At 67.7% G+C, this 20,258-nt stretch carries 20 protein-coding genes; 7 read left to right on the top strand and 13 right to left on the bottom strand.

Annotation, left to right across the window (positions count from 1 at the left end):
- Nucleotides 1-12: 12 nt before the first annotated feature.
- Complete coding sequence (locus BLW02_RS11150; protein ID WP_092698568.1) at nucleotides 13-963, bottom strand: NAD-dependent epimerase/dehydratase family protein; 951 nt, start codon at nucleotides 961-963, stop codon at nucleotides 13-15.
- Between the two features lie 172 nt (nucleotides 964-1,135).
- On the opposite strand from BLW02_RS11150, the gene BLW02_RS11145 reads away from it, so the two are divergent.
- Nucleotides 1,136-2,194, top strand: coding sequence for a CDP-6-deoxy-delta-3,4-glucoseen reductase (locus tag BLW02_RS11145; RefSeq protein ID WP_092698566.1), 1,059 nt, complete (start codon nucleotides 1,136-1,138; stop codon nucleotides 2,192-2,194).
- A gap of 105 nt (nucleotides 2,195-2,299) precedes the next feature.
- Nucleotides 2,300-3,277: a tripartite tricarboxylate transporter substrate binding protein gene (locus tag BLW02_RS11140; protein WP_092698564.1), complete on the top strand. Its 978-nt coding sequence runs from the start codon at nucleotides 2,300-2,302 to the stop codon at nucleotides 3,275-3,277.
- 111 nt (nucleotides 3,278-3,388) lie between these two features.
- Here the strand turns inward: BLW02_RS11140 and BLW02_RS11135 are convergent, their stop codons facing one another.
- Entirely contained in the window at nucleotides 3,389-4,189 is an 801-nt protein-coding gene (locus tag BLW02_RS11135) for a ChbG/HpnK family deacetylase (protein WP_244273676.1), read from the bottom strand.
- Between the two features lie 42 nt (nucleotides 4,190-4,231).
- On the opposite strand from BLW02_RS11135, the gene BLW02_RS11130 reads away from it, so the two are divergent.
- Nucleotides 4,232-4,666: a GtrA family protein gene (locus BLW02_RS11130; protein ID WP_092698561.1), complete on the top strand. Its 435-nt coding sequence runs from the start codon at nucleotides 4,232-4,234 to the stop codon at nucleotides 4,664-4,666.
- Here the strand turns inward: BLW02_RS11130 and BLW02_RS11125 are convergent.
- The 6 genes from BLW02_RS11125 to hda all read right to left on the bottom strand — a co-directional run bounded on the left by BLW02_RS11125 (nucleotide 4,626) and on the right by hda (nucleotide 10,990).
- Nucleotides 4,626-6,191 carry an ArnT family glycosyltransferase gene (locus BLW02_RS11125; protein ID WP_092698559.1) on the bottom strand — a complete coding sequence of 522 codons (1,566 nt, stop codon included), beginning with the start codon at nucleotides 6,189-6,191 and terminating at the stop codon, nucleotides 4,626-4,628. The two genes, BLW02_RS11130 and BLW02_RS11125, sit on opposite strands and share 41 nt — an antisense overlap.
- Nucleotides 6,188-7,222 carry a glycosyltransferase family 2 protein gene (locus BLW02_RS11120; protein ID WP_425285660.1) on the bottom strand — a complete coding sequence of 345 codons (1,035 nt, stop codon included), beginning with the start codon at nucleotides 7,220-7,222 and terminating at the stop codon, nucleotides 6,188-6,190. The genes BLW02_RS11125 and BLW02_RS11120 overlap by 4 nt, the downstream gene beginning before the upstream one ends.
- 147 nt (nucleotides 7,223-7,369) lie before the next feature.
- Entirely contained in the window at nucleotides 7,370-7,897 is a 528-nt protein-coding gene (gene folK, locus BLW02_RS11115) for a 2-amino-4-hydroxy-6-hydroxymethyldihydropteridine diphosphokinase (protein WP_092698555.1), read from the bottom strand.
- Nucleotides 7,898-7,906: 9 nt separating this feature from the next.
- Nucleotides 7,907-9,496 carry a polynucleotide adenylyltransferase PcnB gene (gene pcnB, locus BLW02_RS11110; RefSeq protein WP_092698553.1) on the bottom strand — a complete coding sequence of 530 codons (1,590 nt, stop codon included), beginning with the start codon at nucleotides 9,494-9,496 and terminating at the stop codon, nucleotides 7,907-7,909.
- A 37-nt stretch (nucleotides 9,497-9,533) separates the two neighbouring features.
- Complete coding sequence (locus tag BLW02_RS11105) at nucleotides 9,534-10,244, bottom strand: histidinol-phosphatase (protein WP_092698551.1); 711 nt, start codon at nucleotides 10,242-10,244, stop codon at nucleotides 9,534-9,536.
- A gap of 47 nt (nucleotides 10,245-10,291) precedes the next feature.
- Complete coding sequence (gene hda / locus BLW02_RS11100; protein WP_092698549.1) at nucleotides 10,292-10,990, bottom strand: DnaA regulatory inactivator Hda; 699 nt, start codon at nucleotides 10,988-10,990, stop codon at nucleotides 10,292-10,294.
- Between the two features lie 175 nt (nucleotides 10,991-11,165).
- On the opposite strand from hda, the gene purM reads away from it, so the two are divergent.
- Together purM and BLW02_RS11090 are read left to right on the top strand one after the other, a co-directional pair.
- Complete coding sequence (purM, locus tag BLW02_RS11095) at nucleotides 11,166-12,212, top strand: phosphoribosylformylglycinamidine cyclo-ligase (protein WP_092698547.1); 1,047 nt, start codon at nucleotides 11,166-11,168, stop codon at nucleotides 12,210-12,212.
- Nucleotides 12,213-12,246: 34 nt separating this feature from the next.
- Nucleotides 12,247-13,353: an AI-2E family transporter gene (locus tag BLW02_RS11090; protein ID WP_092698545.1), complete on the top strand. Its 1,107-nt coding sequence runs from the start codon at nucleotides 12,247-12,249 to the stop codon at nucleotides 13,351-13,353.
- A 98-nt stretch (nucleotides 13,354-13,451) separates the two neighbouring features.
- Here BLW02_RS11090 and BLW02_RS11085 read toward each other — a convergent pair whose 3' ends face one another.
- The 3 genes from BLW02_RS11085 to BLW02_RS11075 form a co-directional block, all read right to left on the bottom strand.
- Nucleotides 13,452-14,507, bottom strand: a complete 1,056-nt coding sequence (locus BLW02_RS11085; RefSeq protein ID WP_092698696.1) for an extracellular catalytic domain type 1 short-chain-length polyhydroxyalkanoate depolymerase — start codon at nucleotides 14,505-14,507, stop codon at nucleotides 13,452-13,454.
- 273 nt (nucleotides 14,508-14,780) lie between these two features.
- On the bottom strand, nucleotides 14,781-15,731 hold the full coding sequence (locus tag BLW02_RS11080) for a PA2778 family cysteine peptidase (RefSeq protein ID WP_092698544.1): 951 nt from the start codon (nucleotides 15,729-15,731) through the stop codon (nucleotides 14,781-14,783).
- A complete protein-coding gene (locus BLW02_RS11075; protein WP_092698542.1) occupies nucleotides 15,731-16,120 on the bottom strand; it encodes a PA2779 family protein in 390 nt (129 codons plus the stop codon). Before BLW02_RS11075 ends, BLW02_RS11080 begins: the two co-directional genes overlap by 1 nt.
- Before the next feature lie 359 nt (nucleotides 16,121-16,479).
- On the opposite strand from BLW02_RS11075, the gene BLW02_RS11070 reads away from it, so the two are divergent.
- Nucleotides 16,480-16,878 carry a universal stress protein gene (locus tag BLW02_RS11070; RefSeq protein ID WP_026434586.1) on the top strand — a complete coding sequence of 133 codons (399 nt, stop codon included), beginning with the start codon at nucleotides 16,480-16,482 and terminating at the stop codon, nucleotides 16,876-16,878.
- 175 nt (nucleotides 16,879-17,053) lie between these two features.
- Here the strand turns inward: BLW02_RS11070 and BLW02_RS11065 are convergent, their stop codons facing one another.
- Both BLW02_RS11065 and murJ read right to left on the bottom strand, forming a co-directional pair.
- Nucleotides 17,054-17,905, bottom strand: a complete 852-nt coding sequence (locus BLW02_RS11065; protein ID WP_092698540.1) for a SirB1 family protein — start codon at nucleotides 17,903-17,905, stop codon at nucleotides 17,054-17,056.
- 90 nt (nucleotides 17,906-17,995) lie between these two features.
- On the bottom strand, nucleotides 17,996-19,561 hold the full coding sequence (murJ, locus tag BLW02_RS11060; protein WP_092698538.1) for a murein biosynthesis integral membrane protein MurJ: 1,566 nt from the start codon (nucleotides 19,559-19,561) through the stop codon (nucleotides 17,996-17,998).
- Nucleotides 19,562-19,760: 199 nt separating this feature from the next.
- Between murJ and rpsT the strand changes: the two genes are divergently transcribed.
- On the top strand, nucleotides 19,761-20,063 hold the full coding sequence (gene rpsT, locus BLW02_RS11055) for a 30S ribosomal protein S20 (protein ID WP_015015385.1): 303 nt from the start codon (nucleotides 19,761-19,763) through the stop codon (nucleotides 20,061-20,063).
- The last annotated feature ends 195 nt before the right edge of the window (nucleotides 20,064-20,258 follow it).

The following is a 20,258-nucleotide window of genomic DNA, read 5'->3' as shown; positions in this document are numbered from 1 at the left end:
CCCCGGCGCAGGTCAGGCGCGCAGCCCCGCTGCCACGGTGGGATAGCGCAGCCGCAGGCCCAGTTCGCCCAGCAGTCGCTGGTTGTCGAGCCTGCGTGATTCGCTCATGAAACTCAGCAGCATCACCGGCAGCGCATCCTGCGCGGTGCTGCGCGGCACCCTGGGCGGGCGCGGCAGGCCATACAGGTCGGCCGCCAGGTCGAAATAGTCGCCCATCTTCATGTCGCTGGCATCGCTGGCGTTGTAGACCCGCTGCGGCCGGCCCCGCCACAGTGCCGCCAGGCAGGCGCGCGCCAGGTCGTCCGCGTGGATGTGGTTGGTGTACACGTCGTCCTGCGCCACCAGCACGGGCGTGCCCTTGCGCAGCCGCGCCTCGGGCGTCCCGCCCTCGCGGTCGGGCGCATAGATGCCGGGGATGCGCAGGATGCTGGTACGCACCCCGGCGCGCCCCAGGTGGCGCACGGCACGTTCGGCATCCACGCGGCGCTGGGCCCGGGGCGTGCCGGGTGCCACGGTGCGGGTTTCGGGCACGCGGGCGCCCGCACAGTCGCCATACACGCCGCTGGTCGAGGCATACACCAGCGACATGGGCAGGCTTCGCAACCGCAAGGCCCGGGCCAGGGCCAGGGTGCGCGGATCGCGCCACCAGGCTGCGCCCCCACCGCCCTCGCCCGGCGGCGGAGCCAGGTGCAGCACCCGCGTGGCCAGGCCCGACAGGCGGCGCAGCGTGGCAGCGTGGTCCAGATTGCCCACCAGCGGCATCACCCCCTGCGCGCGCAGACTGCCCACGCGTTCGGGCTGGGAGGTGAGCGCCAGCACACGCAGGCGCTGCGCCCCCGGGCCGGTGAGCAGATTGCACGCCACGCGCTGGCCCACATCGCCATAGCCCACGATCAGCAGGCGCTCGCGGCGAAACCGGGACGGCAGCGCGCCCAGGCCGCTGGTCAGGGCAACGGTGCTCATGCAACCCCCTGCCAGGAAAGGGGGTTGCGCACACCGTGGCGCGGGCACGCAGCAGGCATGCACGGCAGCCACACGGGGCGGCAGGCCTTAATGGGACGATCAGGTACTAAAGGCAAAATCGGGGCCATTCGCTTGAAGACAATTGCAAGAATAGCCCAAGGATACCCACCCCATGACCAGCACCGAGACTGCCAACGCAGCATTCCAGATCACCGTACAACCCAGTGGCCGCGCTTTCAGCACCCATGCCGGCGAAGCCATCCTGGCGGCGGCCATCCGCAGCGGCGTGGGCCTGCCCTACGGCTGCAAGGACGGTGCCTGTGGCTCGTGCAAGTGCAAGAAGATCAGCGGCGCCGTGCACCATGGCGGGCACCAGTCCAAGGCCCTGACGGCCGACGAGGAAGCCGCGGGCTTCGTGCTGACCTGCTGCGCCCATCCGCTGACCGACGTGGTGCTCGAATCGCGCCAGGTCACCGACGAAAGCGCCTACCCCGTCAAGAAGTTGCCCGTGCGCGTGACCAGCTTCGAGAAAAAATCGCACGATGTCATGCAGCTGCGCCTGCAGCTGCCCGCCGCCGACACCTTCCGCTACCACGCGGGGCAATACATCGAGTTCATCCTGCGTGATGGCGCGCGCCGGGCCTACTCCATGGCCAATGCCCCGCACACCCAGGCCGAGGCACCGGGGCTGGAGCTGCACATCCGCCACATGCCGGGCGGCAAATTCACCGACCATGTGTTCGGCGCCCTGAAGGAAAAGGAAATCCTGCGCGTCGAAGGCCCGTTCGGCAGCTTCTTCCTGCGCGAGGATGTGGACAAGCCCATCGTGCTGCTGGCATCGGGCACCGGCTTTGCCCCCATCAAGGCTCTGGTGGAGCACATGCAGTTCAAGGGCATCACGCGCCCCACCACGCTGTACTGGGGTGGCCGTCGGCCGGGCGATCTGTACCTGCACGACTGGATGCTGGCGCGCGCCGCGCAAATGCCCCACCTCACCTACGTGCCCGTGGTGTCCGATGCCCTGCCCGAGGACGGCTGGACGGGCCGCACCGGCTTTGTGCACCAGGCCGTGCTGCAGGACTTTGCCGACCTCTCGGGCCACCAGGTCTATGCTTGCGGCGCGCCCATCGTGGTGGACTCGGCGCGCGCCGCCTACAGCGCAGAGCGCGGCCTGCCGCCCGAGGAATTCTTTGCCGATTCGTTCACCTCCGAGGCCGACAAGCACGGCTGAACACCCCCCGGTGCGCGCCAATGCAGGCCGCTGGCAGGGTGCACACCGCACCGGCCTGCGGCCATTTTTGCGCAATGGCGGTTCCATTTTTTGCACAATGGAGCCATGAACCGCCGAAACATCCTCCTCGCAAGTGCCGCTGCCGCAGCGGTTTTCTCTTCTTCCCTGGCCCTGGCGCAGGACACGGGCGCGCCCATCCGCCTGATCGTTCCCTACGCCCCTGGCGGCCCGCTGGACATCACGGCGCGCGCGCTGGCCGAGCGGGTGCGCGAGTCGCTGGGCACGGTGATCATCGACAACAAGGGCGGCGCCGGGGGCAACATCGGCGCCGACGCCATCGCCAAGGCGGCTCCCGATGGCCTGACCATCGGCATCGCCGCTACCGCCACGCACGCCGTGAACCCCTGGCTGTATGCCCGCATGCCTTACGACGCTGGCAAGGACTTTGCCGGCATCACCCAGATGGTGCGTGTACCCAATGTGCTGGTGATGAATGCCGAGAAGGCAGCGCAACTGAAGATCAACAGCGTGGCCGACCTGATCGCCTACGCCAAGGCCAATCCGGCCAAGCTCAACTACGGCAGTGGCGGCAACGGCAGCGCGGGCCACCTGGCGGGCGAGATGTTCAAGCAGCGTGCCGGCATCTTTGCCCTGCACATCCCCTACCGGGGCGGCAACCCGGCCCAGCTGGCCCTGCTGAGCGGCGAGGTGGACTTCAACATCGACAACCTCGCCACCGCCGCGCCCAACATCCGCGCCGGCAAGCTCAAGGCCCTGGCCGTGACCAGCCTGCAGGCCAGCCCCGCCCTGCCTGGCGTGCCGCCGCTGTCCAGCACCTTCAAGGGCTTTGCTATCGACACCTGGTGGGGCCTGGTGGCCCCCGCCGGCACGCCCAAACCGGTGATCGCCAAGCTGAACAAGGCCTTCGTGGCCGCCCTCAATGCGCCCGAAACCAAGACCCGCTTTGGCGCCCTGCTGGCAGAACCCGTGCCCACCACGCCCGAGCAGTTCGACGCCTTCATGGCCAGCGAGCGCGCCAAGTACCAGCAACTGGTGAAGGCCTCGGGCGCCAAGGTGGATTGACCGCGATTCGTTCAGCCCGGAGCCGCCAACGGCAATACCCCGAAAACTCTGGGCCAAATATGCCGCCAGCGCTTAGCAGCGAAGCGGCACAAGCTGTTTATTGAATAGCAGTCACCCCAAAATCTGGCCCATGGGCTGCAGGCGCACGCCTGCGGCGGCCAATGCATCCGCCCATCCCGGGGCGCTGAGCACGGCCCACTCATCCTGCCGCGCGGCCGCCAGCACATCGGGGGCCTGTGTTGGCAGGCCTGGGTGGCACATGAGCAGGTCGCCATCGCGCGCGGCATGCAGCCAGCGCTCCAGCCGCGCCCGGTATGCCGGCGCTCCCCCGGTGAAGTCGTACACCCCCAGCAAGCGTGCGTTTTGCCGCAGCCCCTGGCGCCGGGCCAGCGCAGACAACGCCCGCCCTCCCAGAGACGCAATCACATGGCTTTTGAAGCCCGTGCGGGCATCGGCATGCGCCACGCCCTGCGGGCTGCGGGTGGCGCGCAGCCACAGCCCGCCCGCCGGGTAGCGACGCCCCAGCTCTTGCAGCAGCAGGGTGCGCACCATGGGCAACTGGTGCACATGCTGGTGGCCGTCCACATACGCGGGCGCACGGCCCATGGCCTGCTCAAAGGCATCCAGCTGGGCACGGATTTCGGTGCGCAGCGCCGGAACATCCAGCCGGTGCAAATAGGCCCGCACAATCAGGCGCCCCAGGGGCTGGCGCAACGCGGGCTGCAGCGGGCATTCGGTCAGATCCAGATGCAGGCCCGCCTCCACGCGGCAGCGGTCCAGGGCACGCAGTGCCTGTGCGCCCTCGGCCCAGGCAGGCCCGCCCACCATGCAGGACACCGCCTGTACGCGCCCCTGGTGTGCGAGCGCCAGCACCGCCTGGTTGATGCCCTGATTCAGGCCAAAATCGTCCACGCACACACTGATGCGGCGCCAGCTGCTATGCTGCTGCGCCCCATGCATCGCCTGACCCACTCCCGCCCCATCCTGCACCGCCGCCATCGACAACGGGGCCACGTCGGCTGGTTCGTCGTGGTCGGTTGCGCCGCCGCCGCCGTGCATTGGAGCGTGGCCACCGCTTTGGTGGCCCTGGGTGGCTGGGCACCGCTGCTGGCCAACGTGGTCGGCTGGCTTGTGGCCCTGGGCGTGTCGTTCACCGGCCACCACCGGCTCAGCTTTCGCGGGCATGGCAACTCCGTGGGCCGCGCAGGCTTGCGCTTTTTCAGCATTTCGGCGGGCGGCTTCCTGATCAACGAAACCCTCTACGCCTTGTTGCTGCACTGGACCAGCGCCCGCTACGACGTTCTGCTGGCCGGCGTGCTGATCGGCGTGGCCGGGGCGACTTACCTGCTCAGCCGCCATTGGGCGTTCCTGCACAGTTCAGGGCCGTGAATTGCGCGCCTTGGCGCGAATCGACGCGCCAGAGCGTTTCGCCGCTTGCCGTGTACACCGCCTCGGCCTGCGCCAGAAAAGGGTAGCGCCCGCGCTGATCCTGCGCCGCTATCACCCAGCTCACGGATTGGCGACACAGGGCCTGGGGTAAAGCCTCGGGTGTCAACAGCAGCCGCGCCGCCACATCGGGGGCGAACTTGCCCGCGTCGGCAATCTCTTTGCGCCAGTTGTCGCGCCGTGCGATCTCGGGGTTGCTCCAGTCATCCACCACGTGCACAGGCTCCTGCAGGCGCGCGTAGAACGGCACGTCATAAAGGTAGGTATTGAGCATGAAGACCGGCACCCCGGGCTGATGCTGCGCGCGCAGCGCAAGGCCCAGGCTGCGCCTGGAATGGCGCTGGTCCAGCGCGAGCCCGACCACCACCGCCAGCCCCAGCAGGGCGCTGAGCACCAGCGTGGCCCACCACCAGCGCCGGCGCACGCTGGAATCGCCAGAGACCACGCTGGCATCGGCGATCAGCCACGCCAGCGGTGGCACAGCGGGCAGGATGTAGCCCACCAGCTTGGACTGCGGTAGCGAGAAGAACAGCAGCACACAGCCCACCGCCAGCACCATGAGCCATCGCACTTCACTGCGCGGCGCACTGGCCGTGAAATAGCCACGCGCCAACAGCGGGCGCGCCCACAAGATGCCCGGCAGGCTGCACACCACCACCACCACGGGGTAGAACCAGAACGGTTGCACGTTGTTGAATCCGTCCGCGGCGAAGCGCTGGAAATGCTGCACCACAAAAAAGTAATGCACGAAGCCGTCAAAACGCTGCTGCATGGCCACGAACCAGGGTGCGGCCACCAGCAGGAACACCACCAGACCCGGCAGGGACAGCAACGCCACCACCGTGCGCCAGCGCCAGCGCAGGACGAGCCAGAGGCCCACGACCATGGACGGGATCACAAAGCCGATCAGCCCCTTGGCCAGCACACCCAGCGCCGCCAGGCCATAGGCCAGCAGCAGCACACGGCGGTGCGGCTGCCCCTGTTCGAAACACAATGCCGCGTGCGCCAGCGCCAGGATGGTGGCCGTGATGCAGCCCGCCACAAGCATGTCGAGGTTGGCAAACTGGCCGCCGACATAGAACAGCGGTTGCACCAGCAGCACCCACAAAGCCCGGCGCGCGGCCTGCGGGCCGCACCAGCGGCGCGTGAAGAGATACAGCGACAACGCCCCCAGCGTGGCCCCCGCCAGTGACGCAGCACGCGCAGCCATCTCGGAGGGCCCCAGCACGGACAGCGCTGCGCCCGTGATCCAGTAAAAAAGCGGCGGCTTGTGAAAGAACGGCAGCCCATCGAGCGTGGGCGTCAACCAGTCGCCCGAACGCAGCATTTCCCAGGCCACGGTGGCATAGCGGCCCTCGTCGGGCAGCATCAATGGGCGCATCCAGGCCGTGGCAGCCAGCCAGGCCAGGATGAGCGCCAGCACGGCCAGGCCGTCGCGCCAGGCCGGTCGCCGGGCCTGCACGGTCATGCGTCCTCCCGCAGGCCCTGTCCGAGTTCGCGCTGGACCACGTACAGCGGCCGCCGCTTGACCTCTTCGTAGATGCGGCCCACGTACTCGCCCACCACGCCCAGCGACACGAGCTGGATGCCCGCGAACAGCATCAGGCTCACGACGATGGTGGTCCAGCCACTCACGTCGTGGCCGTACAGCAGATAGTCCAAGCTGAGGTAAGCGCCATAGCCAAACGCCGCCAGTGCCAGCACAAAGCCCAATCCGCTCACCGCGCGCAGCGGCCAGACCGTGAAGGCCGTGAGGCCATCCAGCGCCAGGCTCACCATCCGCAGCGGGTTGAAATGGCTCTGGCCATGGGCGCGCTCGTCCGGCACATAGGGCACGGCCACCGCCTCGAAGCCCACCCAGGCGTACAGCCCCTTCATGAAACGGTTGCGCTCGGGCAGTGCGAGCAGCGCCTTGACCACCTTGCGGTCCATGAGCCGGAAATCGCCAGCGCCGGGCGGCACTTCGAAGCGATCAGCCCCGTTGAGGAGGCGGTAGAACCAGTACACGCCCAGGCGCTTGAAGCCGCTCTCATCTTCGCGGTGCTCGCGCACGGCGTACACCACATCGGCCCCCGCGCGCCAGTGCCGCACAAAGGTATCGAGCAAGGCGGGCGAATGCTGCAGATCGGAATCCATCATCACGACGACCTGACCGGCCGCCGCCTGCAGGCCCGCCGTGAGTGCAGCCTCCTTGCCGAAATTGCGCGACAGCTGCAATCCACGCACGCCCGGCTGGCGTGTCCATTGGGTCATGCGCGCGCTGGTGGCGTCGGTGCTGCCGTCGTCCACCAGCACGATTTCCCATTGCGGCGCGAGCATGGCCAAGGCAGCGCTCAATCGCGGCAGCAGGCGCTCCAGGTTGTCGGCTTCGTTGTAGCAAGGCACGACGCAGGAGATCGACGTCAGCGTGCGCGGCCCCTCCCCCCTGTCAGCAGCCGCGACCTCGGCAGAACTGCCCGGCGGTGCGGCCGACTCCTGGGCGAGAAAAAAATGATTCACAAGACATTCCTGGCCCATGGAAATTGGGCAACCCGAAAGTTTGCCGCACCATCACTTAAGCCGACCTTAACGCTGCAAGCCAGGCGCGCAAAAATGCATCAACACCCCATGGATTTCGCCTGGATGCGTCAACGCGCCCACAGCACGTCACGCCTGGGCATTCACCCAGGCGGACTCCGCGATGCGTTCGATGCGCTGCGCTGCCACGGCCGCCAGCAGGTGCGCCGGCACCCGCTCGGGCGCCAGTTCGGCCAGGGGGCGCAGCACAAAGGCACGCTCGGGCATGCGCGGGTGCGGCACCGTGAGCGTGGGGGTGTCGATCACCTGATCGCCATAGAGCAGGATGTCCAGGTCCAGCGTGCGCGGGGCGTTGCGGTAGGGACGCTCGCGCCCGGCCGCCTGCTCGATCGCCTGCAGCTGCGCCAGCAAGGCATGGGGCGCCAGGGTGGTCTCCACCTGCACCACGGCGTTCAGATAGTCGGGCCCGCCCGCATCCACGGGCGCGCTGCGGTAAAGGGACGAGGTGCGCTGCAGGCGCGTGCCCGGCAAGCCTGCCATGGCCGCCAGCGCGGCGCGCAAGGTGGCCTGCCGATCGCCCAGGTTGGCCCCGAGTCCGATCCAGGCAGACACGGCCGCAGGAATCGCAGGGGCCACAGGCGGGCCAGCAGCCTGCATCAGCAACGCTTATTCGCCAGCGGCGGCGGAGGCAGCGCCCTCGCCATTGCCGCCACCCGGCTTGCGACGGCGGCGGCGGCGCTTCTTGGGCGCATCGCCATCGGCCAGCGGCGCAGCATCGTCGGGCAACGGTGCAGCGCCAGCCGTCGCAGCACGGGGCGCCGCCCCGGCTGCCGGTGCAGCGCGCGGCACCCGCTTGACCACGGGCTGGGCCTTCTGGCGCGCCTTCTGCTCTTCGCGGGCCTGGTCCATCAGGTCGTCGCGGCGGTCATCGCTGGCGTTCTGGAAGTCCTGCCACCATTCGGCCAGGGCTTCCTCGACTTCGCCCACGTCGGCACGCAGGCGCAAGAAGTCGAATCCGGCGCGAAAGCGCAGCTGGGCGACCATGCCAAAGGGGCCGTTGCCCACACGCTTTTCAAAGCGCGGCTGCATGACCCAGATCTCGCGCATGTCGGCGGCCAGCTTGCCGCGGCCCGACACGTCGCCGATGCGCTTGTCGAACACGTCGTCGATCGCATCCTGCAAGGCCGGCAGCGGGTGCTGGCGCTGGTTCTGGCGCTCCGTCCAGCCCTTGTGCACGTCGTCCCACAGCACGCAGGCCAGCAGGAAGCTGGGGGCCACTGGCTTGCCCTCGCCCACGCGGCGGTCGGTGTCGGTGAGGGCTGCTCTCACGAAAGGCGTGTCGGCGCGCTCCACCACCACGTCCAGCAGCGGGTAGATGCCTGTGGCCATGCCCAGCTTCTTGAGCTGCTCGATGGTGGCGATGGCATGGCCGGTTTGCAGCAGCTTGAGCATTTCATCGAACATGCGGCTTTGCGGCACCTCGGCCAGCAAGGCCTGCGACTGCACCAGGGGCGCTGCGGTCTTGGCGTCGATGGTGAAGCCCAGCGGGCTGAGCTTGGCCGCGAAGCGCACGGCGCGGATGATGCGCACGGGGTCTTCGCGGTAGCGCGTGGCCGGGTCGCCAATCATGCGCAGCGTCTTTTTCTTGGCGTCCTGCAGGCCCTTGTGGTAGTCCACCACCACCTGGCTGACCGGGTCGTAGTACATGGCGTTCACGGTGAAGTCGCGGCGCGTGGCGTCTTCGTCCTGCGGGCCCCAGACGTTGTCGCGCAACACGCGGCCGCTGGCGTCCACGGCATGCTGCATGCCCGACAGCTGGGCCTTGCTGGTCTTCTCGTTGCCACTGACCTGGCCTGCCGCAGCGTTGTCGAGGTAGGCGCGGAAGGTGGACACCTCGATCACCTCGTGCTCGCGCCCCCGGCCATGCACCACGTGCACGATGCGAAAGCGCTTGCCGATGATGAAGGCGCGCCGGAACAGCCCCTTGACCTGCTCGGGCGTGGCGTTGGTGGCCACGTCAAAGTCCTTGGGGCGCAGGCCCAGCAGCAGGTCGCGCACGGCGCCGCCCACGATGTAGGCCTCAAAACCCGCCTGCTTGAGCGTGGCCACCACGTCGGCGGCGCGGCGGTCCACCAGCTCGGGGTTGATGCCGTGGACCGATGCCGGAACCTCTTCGCGCTTGCCAAAATGGGGCTTGCCGCCCGAGGTGCCGGGCGTGGACTTGCCGAGCAGTTTGTCGATGAACTTCTTGATCATGGGTAATGGGTAATCAGGGGGTGCCGGAGCACAGGTGTCAGGAGGCAGCCTGGCTGGCAGAGGCCGTGAACAGGTCCAGTATGCGCCAGCCGCGCTCCTGGGCCAGCGCACGCAGGCGCGGGTCGGGGTTGGTGGCGACGGGGTGGTTCACCTTCTCCAGCAGCGGCACGTCATTCATGGAGTCGCTGTAGAAAGTGCTCTCGACATCGCTCCAGGAAAGCCGCCGCTCGGCCAGCCATTGTTCCATGCGCCGCACCTTGCCTTCGCGCATGGTGGGAATACCGTCGATTTCGCCCGTGTACCAGCCCTGCGCATCCCGGGCCAGCCGCATGGCCAGCAATTCTTGCACGCCCAGGGCCTGCGCGATGGGCCGCGTCACGAACTCGTTGGTGGCGGTGATGATGAGCACGTCATCGCCGGCCGCCTGGTGCTGGCGCAGCAGCTCGCGTGCCTGCGGGTGGATGGCCGGCTCGATCACCTCGCGCATGAACTGTGCATGGGCGGCGGCGGCGGCCTCGGGGCCGCGCTGGCGCACGGCCTCGGTGGCAAACCGCACATAGTCGTGCACATCGAGCGTGCCTGCCTGGTAGTGGGCATAGAACTCGTCGTTGCGGCGCGCGAACTCCACGGGATCGTTCCAGCCGATGCGGATGGTGAACTCGCCCCACTCGTAGTCGGAGTCAATGGGCAGCAGCGTATGGTCCAGGTCGAACAGCGCAAGCCGCGGGCGGCGGGGATCAGAGGTCATTCAGATTCACAAAAAGGGCAAAAGGGGAGGCACACCGGGTGGCGGCATCATTCCGATTCGAGCATGGCCTTGAGCAAGGGGATGGTGATGGCGCGCTGGGTGCGCAACGCATAGGCATCGAGCTGGTCCAGCAACTGCATGAGACTGCCCAGGTCGCGCGAAAAACGGTTGAGCATGAAATCCATCACCTCGTCGCCCAGGAACACGCCCCGGGCATCGGCTTCCTGGCGCAGCACCGCGCGGCGGGCGGTTTCATCGAGCAGCTGCAGCTGGAACACATGGCCCCAGCCCAAACGGGTGCGCAGGTCGTCGCGCAGTGGCAGGTCGGCCGGCGGCAGGTTGCCCGCAGCAAGCACCCCGCGTGGCATGCCGCTGGCGGGGCTGATGGCGTTCACAAACCAGTTGAAGGCCATGGCCTGCTGGGCGGTGCTGTACAGGTGCACATCGTCCATGACCACGGCGGTCCAGCGCTCGTCAAACTCCGCGGGCGCGGCCACCGACGCATCGAGCCAGCCGACGCTGGCCCCCTGGTCGCCCAAGGCCTGGTGCACCGCCCGGAGCAGGTGGGTCTTGCCGCTGCCGGCCTCGCCCCACAGGTAAGTGGGGACCGGCGAACGGGTGCCCGGCTGGTGGCCCTCCCCCACCCACAGCCGCAGATGCTGCAGCGCGGCCTCGTTGGGGCCGGCAAAGAAACGCGCCAGGGTCGGGCCCGTCGCCAGGCCAATGTCCAGGGCCAGCTGCTTCATGGCTGCAGCCCGCGGGCACGCAGGCCGGCGCGGGGGAGAATGACAGGAAACGGCATGGGCTGGAAAAGCAAAACAGGGCGGGAAGAAAGGGTGAACGGACGGCGTGCGGTGCACAACCCGTAAAATCTGCGCAAATTTTAGTCTGCCGCGCACGCTGGTCCGTGCCATCCCTGCCATGAGTTCCTCTGCATCCACCCCCACCCCCCTGTCCTACAAAGACGCTGGCGTTGACATTGACGCGGGCGACGCCCTGGTCGAGCGCATCAAGCCGCTGGCCAAAAAGACCATGCGCGAGGGCGTTCTGGCCGGCATCGGCGGCTTTGGCGCACTGTTCGAGGTGCCCAAGCGCTACCAGGAACCCGTGCTGGTCTCCGGCACCGACGGCGTGGGCACCAAGCTCAAGCTGGCGTTTGAATGGAACATGCACGACACGGTGGGCATCGACCTGGTGGCCATGAGCGTCAACGACGTGCTGGTGCAGGGCGCCGAGCCGCTGTTTTTCCTGGACTACTTCGCCTGCGGCAAGCTCGATGTGGACACCGCCGCTGCCGTGGTGGGCGGCATCGCCAAGGGCTGCGAACTCTCGGGCTGTGCGCTGATCGGCGGAGAAACCGCCGAGATGCCCGGCATGTACCCGGCGGGCGAATACGACCTGGCCGGTTTTGCCGTGGGCGCCGTCGAAAAATCCAGGATCCTCACCGGCAAGGATGTGAAGCCCGGCGACGTGGTGCTGGGTCTGGCGTCCAGCGGCGTGCATTCCAACGGCTTCTCGCTGGTGCGCAAGTGCATCGAGCGCGCGGGCGCCAATCTGCCCGCCACGCTGGACGGCAAACCCTTCAGGCAGGCGGTCATGGAGCCCACGCGCCTGTATGTGAAGAACGTGCTGGCCGCGCTGGCGCAACATCCCATCAAGGCCCTGGCCCACATCACCGGCGGTGGCCTGCTGGAGAACATCCCCCGCGTGCTGCCCGAGGGTGCTGCCGCCCACCTGCAAAAAGGCAGCTGGCCCCAGACCGAGCTGTTTGCCTGGCTGCAGAAGACGGCCGGCATCGACGACATCGAGATGAACCGCACCTTCAACAACGGCATCGGCATGGTGGTGGTGGTGGACGCCGCAGCCGCAGAAGCCACGGCCGCCACGCTGCGCGCTGCGGGCGAGCAGGTGTACGCCATTGGCACGATTGCTGCGCGCGGTGAAGGTGCCGCCGTGGTGGTGGCCTGATCGACACTGGCCCCGCTCCGTTCCGTCGCCCTGCATGGCGCAGCGCCCCTCCCCGGCTCCCATCGCCTCCACCTCGGCTGAGGCCACACCCACCCAATTGCCAGCACGACCCTTGAGCCAGGGCGTCGTGGTGGCCAGCTACCTGCTGGTGGCGGCCACATTGCTGCTGGTGATGTGGCGCGGCCTGCTGCCGGGTCTTTTGTGCGTGTGCCTGGGTTTTCTGCTGACGCGGGCGTTGACCCGCTGGTTTGCACAAGGTCTGGGCCGCATGCGGCGCCCGTCCCATCCGTCCGTCTCTGGCCTGCGGGCTGCGCAGATGACCGCTGCCGCCCTGGTGATGCTGCTGCCGCTGGCGCTGCTGGCAGTGGGCCTCACGCACTCGCGCGGCTACCTGGTGAACGCCCCGCAGCAATACCAGGAACTGCTGAACTACATGGCCCGCACGGTGCTGGAGCTGCGCCTGAAATTGCCGGCGGACATGGCCTCCCACCTGCCGGAAGGGGCGGCGGAGATCCAGCGCACCATTGCCAGCTACCTGGGAGCCAAGGCCGGTGCACTGGCCATGGCCGGGCGCGCCTGGCTGGCTGGCGTGCTGTTTGCGTATGTGGGCCTGCTGATTGGCGCGCTGGCCGCCGTGCGCCCTGCGGTGCTGGCGCGTGGCCCGCTGGCACAGCAGCTCAGGCTGCGCATCGCCCTGTTTGGCGAGGCCTTCCGCCAGATCGTGGCGGCGCAGTTCTGGATTGCGGCGTTCAACACGCTGCTCACCGCGCTGTTCCTGCTTTTTCTGTTGCCGCTGTGGGGCCTGGAGCTGCCCTACACGCCGGTACTGATCACGTTCACGTTTGTCGCGGGGCTGGTGCCCATCGTGGGCAATCTGGTGTGCAACGTGGTCATCACCATCGTGGGGCTGTCGGTGTCGCCGCTGGCAGCAGCGGCCTGCCTGGGGTTTCTGATCCTCATCCACAAGGCCGAATACGTGATCAATGCCAAGGTGGTGGGCCGGCGCACGCAGATGGGGGTGTGGGAACTGCTGTCGGTGATGTTCGTGGCCGAGGCCGTTTTCGGTCCGGCGGGGCTGGTGGCAGCGCCGCTGTTTTACGCCTACCTCAAGAAAGAGCTGGTGGCGGCGCGGCTGGTTTAGCCGCCACCGGGCGGCCCGGCGCGCACTGCGAGGTCACTCAGACGCTTGGATCACAATAGCTTTCTGCCCTAAAAACAAGGGGCAACGGCTATTTCCCTTCATTGCTTGAACTGCCGCGCGACAAACGCCCACACCAGTGCGGATGCATCGGGCCCCACCGGATCGCTGTAGGGCATGCCGGACGCACCGCCGCTCCAGGCGTGGCCCAGGCCCACGATTTCGCGCAGGGTGACCTGCGCGCGGCCGCGTGCCTTGTACTCGGTCACCCGCATCGCATGGCGTTTGCCGCGCTGCAGGGTGCGCACCGTGCCGGCGCGCGCGCCCGATGCCGCGGCCCACAGCTCGGCCGTGGCCACCGCGTTGCGCGCCGAGACCACGTTGTCGCCATCACCATGCAGGATCAGCAGCGGGGGCAGCGGCGCAGGCACCGGTCCTTCAACAGCCAGCGCCGGTGGTGGATCGGGCAGATGCGCCGCGCGCCGCCCACGCATGGCTGCCATGGCGGTGGCGGCGGAGTCGGCCGAACCGGGTGCCACACCCGAATGCATGGCCACGGCACAGAACCGGCCGGGGTAGCGCGCCGCCAGCAGCGCGGCCATGCTGGCGCCGGCCGACAGCCCTGCCACGCCCACGCGGGCGGTGTCCACCGGGTGGCGCCGCGCCACCCGGTCGATCGCCGCCAGCAGCGTCGCCGCCTCGGCATCGGCCTTGCCGCTTCGGCGGTCAAACCAGTTCCAGCAGCCATGGGCATTGGCCAGGCGCTCCTGCTCGGGATAGAGCACCAGAAAGCGATGACGCACCGCCAGGCGGTTCATGCGCGAACTGGCCGCCAGTTCGCGCCCGGTCTGGCCGCAGCCATGCAGCATCACCAGGAGGGGCCGCTTCTCGCCCGGACGCAGCGCCAGCCCCGGCGGCACATACAGGTGAAACCGCCGCGCACCCGCAGGGCCGGGAGCCATGCCGGCAATCCACTCCCCGCTGGCGGGCAGCGGCTTGCGCGGCGTGCGGGTGACGGCTGCGGCTGGGGACCGCGCGCGCGGCACGGCCGCCGCCTTGGCGCGCACGGGTTGGGTGGCGCGCGCAAAGGCCTTGAGATTGCGCCGGTAAGCGCGCGTCAGAGCGGACAGGGAAAACAGGGGTGAGCGGCGGGGCATGGATGCGGTGGCCATTCATCTGGAACTACCCTGTTCAAGATAACAGCTTACGGGCTAGCGCGTCATTTGCTCTTTATTTGATAGCTATTTGCGCTTATCCATAAGCACAAATTCTCTATTCTTCCGAAATTTCTCTCCAGTTGCAGTGCAACCATGGTGCGGCGGAGCGCACGCCCTGTTCGCGAGCAGACGCAAGCTGCGCGGTACGTTGCCTGGCGATGCGTTCCGGCGCATGGTGGCGACACCATTCCGGAGGGTCGCCTTCAGCACGCTTTATGGTGCCCTGATTTTTTGCTGCAGCTCCTGGTACTGCGCCAGGCGTGGTCCGCCCAGCGCCACGGCACGGTCGATGGCAGCGCGGGCCGCACGTCGCTGCCCTTGTTCCAGCCGCACCTGCGCCAGGTTATTCCACGCATCGGCAAAGTCGGGATGCGCCCGCGTGGCCGCCGCATAAGCCTGCCCGGCGCGCGTCAACTGGCGCTGCGCGTACGCTGCATTGCCTGCCCCCAGCAGGCTGGCCCGATGGTCCGGCCAGCGTGCCAGCGCCGTGGCGTAGGCCGTCTGGGCGGCGCGTGGGTTCACGCGCTCCAGCGCTGCCACGGCCGTTGCCCAGCCATCCGCCTCGGCCGTCACTGGCAAACGCTCCGGCGCCACCGCGCGCATCGCCCAGTACCCGGAACGCGCCCAGGTGTGCTCGAAGGTCGACAGCGCCATCACCATGCGCTCGGTGACACCGGAATGCAGCACCACCTCGTTGCGCGCGCGGTCGTAACCAATCACCACCGCGTAATGCCACAGGGGTGATATCGGCAGCGACAGGTTTTGCAGGATCAGCACCGGCTGCCCGCCCGCCACTTCCTGCAGCAGATCCTGCAGGCGCGGCGCCAGGGGATAGGCCACCAGCCCCTGCCGGCGTGTGGCTGCCAGCATTTCCAGCTGCAGCGCCCCCTGACGCCCTGGCACATAGACCTGCTCGGTGAGTTCGCCCGGCGTCACCCGGATGCCTGCAGCCTGCGCCACCATGGCCAGCGAGGCGGGGCCACACAGGTGGTCATCCTGCGCAAAGAACGGCACATGCTCCAGCAACGCTGCGGGCGGCAAGGCCTGCGGCCAGCGCTGGTCCAGGGCAGTGAGTTGCGGCGATGCACATCCCGACAGCAGCAGGGCGCAAAGAAGAACCCCCGCCGCAGCGGGGGTTCTCCAGCCAGCGCGGCGAGGGCTCATCAGCGAACCGAGCGGGTGAACGGAAACACCTTGGTCAGCCCCAGGATGTCCGTGACCAGCAGGACGATGAAGACCGTGAATACCACCCCCAAGATGTCACCGCCGGCCGGCGCCTGGTCCACGCGGGAGGCCAGCTGGGCCACTTCCGCGTCGGACATGGCCTGCACGCGCGCGATGGCGGCATTGGCATCCACCCCCTGACCCTGCAGGGCGTTGCGCACATCGTCACGGGCCAGGAAAATGCTGACCCGATCACGGTCGGTACTCGATGCGGAAGTTGCCAGTACCTGGTCGGTGCCCACGATGCCCGCCTGGGCTGTGAGCGGCAGGCCCGCCAGCGTCAATCCGGCCACCAGGCAGGAAGCAACCACACGTTTGAATGCAGACATCGAAAACTCCAATCGGTATATTTTGTGAAGCATTGCACCACGATGGCGCAATGCCCTGGCGGCGAATCTACCGGATGCCCTGAAGCACCGTCAACGCGATTTACAAGCCCACACGCCAACCAGCAGATCGTCACATTTCTTCGGCGCGCGCGGCCACGCAAATCGGCTACGCGCCGCGCAATGCCGCCGATACCCTTCTCTGCCCGGCATGGGCCAGCCCGTGATCGCGCCATTGCGCCATTCAGATACGCCGGGGCGCCAGGCGTTACCATTTGCGAGCGCAGACTGCCCCGGTCACGCACGGCCAGCCCAAGCCTTGGGCGAGCCGCCATTCCGACAATAACCAGGAGATACAAGACATGACCATCCTCGTCGCATACGTACCCCGCCCCGAAGGCCGGGCCGCACTGGACAAGGGCATCGAAATCGCCAAGCGCCGCCAGGAACCCCTGATGGTGGTGAACGCCGGCCCCGGTGGCCAGCAGGAAGACACTTCGCTGGCCGCCGGCTTCGAGGTCGAGCAGGTGGAAGAATTGCTGGCCGCGCAAGGCATCACCGCCGAGTTCAAGCAGTTTGTGCGCGGCAAGAGCGCCGTGGACGAGATCAACGACCTGGTGGAGTCGCGTGACATCTCCGTGCTGGTGATCGGCCTGCGCAGGCGCACCGCCGTGGGCAAGCTGATTCTGGGCAGCGTGGCCCAGGAACTGCTGATGACGGTGTCCTGCCCCGTCCTTTGCGTCAAGGCTGCGGGCGCCTGACAATTCGCCATTCAAGCCATAGCAAAAAGCGCTTGCCTGGCAAGCGCTTTTTTCATTTCAGACACCCATTCACAGGGGTTTGCATTCAGCGGGAGAGCCAGGCGGGAAGCCGCAGGCAGTGCGGCAGCACGGCAAGGCGACCCCACCACGCCGTACGGTGAAAGGCCCATCCGTATCAGCGGCCCGCGCTGCGCAGGGTGCTGATGCGCTCGGCGATGGCATCCACATCCAGCGCGTCTTCGACATGCGCCAGATAGGCCTGCAGATCCGCCACGGCCTGCGCCGTGTTGCCGCGCTCGGCATGCGCCAGGCCCCGGTCACGCCATTCACTCCAGGCCTGGGGCAGCAGCACGATCAGGCGGTCCTGCACGGCGATCAGGCGCTGCCAGTCCTCCTGCGTGCGATGCACTTCCTTGAGGTTGCGCAGCATGCGCGCAATGATGTCGCGCGGCGTGGCCGCCTGCAGGTACAGGCCCAGCGGCACGTCGTAGTCGTCCACCAGGCCGCTCTGGCGTTTGTAGGGCTCCAGCCGCTCGGACAGTTCTTCCCGGCTGAGCGACTGCCCCGATACGGGGTCCATCACCACCTGCCCCTTGGGCAGCAGCACCTTGACCATGAAATGCCCCGGAAAGGCGATGCCCCGCGCGTGCAGGCCCAGGCCCTGGGCAAGTTCCATCCACAGCACGGCCAGCGATATCGGGATGCCGCGGCGCGTGCGCAGCACGGCGTTGAGATAGCTGTTTTCGGGGTCGTAGTAATTGTTGACGTTGCCGGCAAAACCCAGGTCGGCAAAGAAAAACTGGTTGAGCATGCGCAAGCGCTGCAGCGCGGGCGCGTCGGCCGGCATGCGGCGCTGCAGGCGCACCGCCAGCTGGTCCACGTCGCCCAGCAGCTGCTGCACATCCAGGTCGATGTATTCGTCCTGCGCCAGGCTGGCAGCGGCTTCGAGCAGCGGGAAATGCTCGTCGCTTTGCACCAGCGCGGCAAAGTACTCCAGCGCAGTGGGAACGGAATAGCTCAGGGACATGGAAGCGTTGTACGGTGGGCGCCCTGTGGCGTCAAGCCACACCAGGCGCGGATTGCAGGGTCATTTCGGCGCACTCGCGGCGCAGCGGCATCAGCGCCGCAGCATCTGCCGCAGCTGGAGTCCGGCGGCCCACAGCGCGCCAAAATACAGCGCCACCGACGCGCCCAGCACCAGGGCCAGCAAACCCGCACGCTGGCCGCTGTGCGCGCGCATCTGCACCCACGGAAAATACTGCGCGGCCCACACCAGCAGCACCGCCAGCAAGGCGCTGGCAGCCACCACCTGCAAGGCAAAGCGTGCCCATCCAGGCTGCGGCTGGTAACTGCCGCGGCGCAGCAGGCCTACCAGCAGCCACAGCGCATTGACCAGTGCACCCAACCCGATCGACAGCGCCAGCCCCGCATGGGCCATGAACGGCACCAGGGCCACATTGAGCAGCTGCGTGATGACCAGCACCGCCACGGCGATCTTCACGGGCGTACGGATGTCCTGGCTGGCGTAATAGCCTGGCGCCAGCACCTTGATGGCCACCAGCCCCAGCAGGCCGGCCCCGTAGCCGGCCAGGGCGATGGCGATGTTCCCCACGTCGCTGTCCAGCAGCGCGCCGTGGTGGAACAGCGTGGCCACCAGGGGCGTGGCAAAGGTCAGCAGCGCCACGGCACAGGGCACGGCCAGCAGCACCACGATGCGCAGGCCCCAGTCGAGCATGGCCGAATAGCGCAGTGCGTCGCCAGCGGCCTTGGCAGCGGCCAGCTGGGGCGTGAGCACCACCCCCAGCGCCACGCCGAGCAAGGCGGTGGGAAATTCCATCAACCGATCGGCGTAAAACAGCCAGGTGACGCTGCCCGGCGCCAGATACGAGGCGATCTGGGTGTTGACCATGAGCGACACCTGCGCCACGCCCACCCCCAGCAGCGCCGGCGCCATGAGGGTGAGGATGCGGCGCACGCCAGGCTCGGCCCAGGCGGCGCGCACGGTGCCCCAGGTCACGCCGATGCGCGGCAACAGGCCCAGGCGGTACAGCACGGGCACCTGCACCGCCAGCTGCAGCATGCCGCCCAGCATCACACCGCCGGCCATGGCGTAGATGGGCTCGATCCCCCGTGCCGCCAGTTGCGGCGCGCCTAGCCAGGCGGCAGCGATCATGCACAGATTCAGCAGCACCGGCGTGGCGGCCGGCACGGCAAAGCGCTTCCAGGTGTTGAGCACACCCGCCGACAGCGCCACCATCGACATGAAGCCGATGTAGGGAAACATCCAGCGCGTCATCAGCACGGCGGCATCGAAGCTGGCCGGGCTCTGGCGCAGGCCGCTGGCCAGCAGCCACACCAGCAGCGGGGCCCCCAGCACACCCAGCACACAGGTGAGCAGCAGCACCCAGGCCAGCGCCGTCGCCACGCTGGCGATCAGCACGCGCGTGGCAGCCTCGCCATGCTGGGCCTTGGAGGCGGCCAGCACCGGCACGAACGCCTGGCTGAAGGCGCCCTCGGCAAAAAGGCGCCGGAACAGGTTGGGAATGCGGAAGGCAACGTTGAAGGCATCGGTCAGCGCGTTGGCGCCAAACATCGAGGCCATCAGGAGGTCGCGCACCAGGCCCGTCACGCGGGAGGCCAGGGTCAGCAGGGAGACGGTGGAGGCGGCTTTGAACAATGACACCGCAGGGAGTGTATTCGCCCTGCGCCGCTTCGCGTCTTCCCCCAAGGGAGGAAACACCCGGCGGCCCGGCAAAGCCCGTTCCACCGGTGCGCTGGCGATGGCGCAGCGCCGGTTTCTGGCAAGGCAGCGGTGAGGAAGCCGCTCTGGGCTATAATCGCGGGCTTTGCTGGCATCATCCTCAGACTCAAGGAACTAAACCATGGCATCCGCTAAACCCAAGAAGAAGAACCCGCGCCTGGCGTCGGGCCGCAAGCGCGTCCGTCAGGACGTCAAGATCAACGCAGCGAACACCTCGCTGCGCTCCAAATACCGTACCGCTGTCAAGAACGTCGAAAAGGCTGTTCTGGCCGGCGACAAGACCAAGGCGACCGAACTGTTCGCCAAGATGCAAGCCGTGGTGGACACCGTGGCCGACAAGGGCATCTTCCACAAGAACAAGGCAGCTCGCGACAAGAGCCGCCTGTCTGCCAAGGTGAAAGCCCTGGCACCCGCAGCCGCTTAAATCCACCGCCTGCCCCGGCAGGCAAACAGCCCGAACGGGTCATACCGTTCGCCGTTTGTAACGGGTGCGCTGCCAGCAAAGCAAAAAACCGCCTTCGGCCCAATGCCAGTCAGTTAAGCCCTGACTGGCATTTTTTTGGTGGGTACTTGCTGCGTGTCGATCGCTTGACCTCGCGCGGGAAGCTTCGATCAGGTC

Origin of the sequence: Acidovorax soli (genome assembly GCF_900107605.1) — a bacterium.
Classification (GTDB): Bacteria; Pseudomonadota; Gammaproteobacteria; order Burkholderiales; family Burkholderiaceae_C; genus Acidovorax; species Acidovorax soli.
This window is presented reverse-complemented; position numbering and strand designations above follow the sequence as displayed.

Coding starts and splice junctions, on each gene's coding strand:
- BLW02_RS11150 (WP_092698568.1), bottom strand. CDS start 963: ATGAGCACCGTTGCCCTGACCAGCGGCCTGGGCGCGCTGCCGTCCCGG.
- BLW02_RS11145 (WP_092698566.1), top strand. CDS start 1,136: ATGACCAGCACCGAGACTGCCAACGCAGCATTCCAGATCACCGTACAA.
- BLW02_RS11140 (WP_092698564.1), top strand. CDS start 2,300: ATGAACCGCCGAAACATCCTCCTCGCAAGTGCCGCTGCCGCAGCGGTT.
- BLW02_RS11130 (WP_092698561.1), top strand. CDS start 4,232: ATGCATCGCCTGACCCACTCCCGCCCCATCCTGCACCGCCGCCATCGA.
- BLW02_RS11125 (WP_092698559.1), bottom strand. CDS start 6,191: ATGACCGTGCAGGCCCGGCGACCGGCCTGGCGCGACGGCCTGGCCGTG.
- folK (WP_092698555.1), bottom strand. CDS start 7,897: ATGCAGGCTGCTGGCCCGCCTGTGGCCCCTGCGATTCCTGCGGCCGTG.
- pcnB (WP_092698553.1), bottom strand. CDS start 9,496: ATGATCAAGAAGTTCATCGACAAACTGCTCGGCAAGTCCACGCCCGGC.
- BLW02_RS11105 (WP_092698551.1), bottom strand. CDS start 10,244: ATGACCTCTGATCCCCGCCGCCCGCGGCTTGCGCTGTTCGACCTGGAC.
- hda (WP_092698549.1), bottom strand. CDS start 10,990: ATGAAGCAGCTGGCCCTGGACATTGGCCTGGCGACGGGCCCGACCCTG.
- purM (WP_092698547.1), top strand. CDS start 11,166: ATGAGTTCCTCTGCATCCACCCCCACCCCCCTGTCCTACAAAGACGCT.
- BLW02_RS11090 (WP_092698545.1), top strand. CDS start 12,247: ATGGCGCAGCGCCCCTCCCCGGCTCCCATCGCCTCCACCTCGGCTGAG.
- BLW02_RS11085 (WP_092698696.1), bottom strand. CDS start 14,507: ATGCCCCGCCGCTCACCCCTGTTTTCCCTGTCCGCTCTGACGCGCGCT.
- BLW02_RS11080 (WP_092698544.1), bottom strand. CDS start 15,731: ATGAGCCCTCGCCGCGCTGGCTGGAGAACCCCCGCTGCGGCGGGGGTT.
- BLW02_RS11075 (WP_092698542.1), bottom strand. CDS start 16,120: ATGTCTGCATTCAAACGTGTGGTTGCTTCCTGCCTGGTGGCCGGATTG.
- BLW02_RS11070 (WP_026434586.1), top strand. CDS start 16,480: ATGACCATCCTCGTCGCATACGTACCCCGCCCCGAAGGCCGGGCCGCA.
- BLW02_RS11065 (WP_092698540.1), bottom strand. CDS start 17,905: ATGTCCCTGAGCTATTCCGTTCCCACTGCGCTGGAGTACTTTGCCGCG.
- rpsT (WP_015015385.1), top strand. CDS start 19,761: ATGGCATCCGCTAAACCCAAGAAGAAGAACCCGCGCCTGGCGTCGGGC.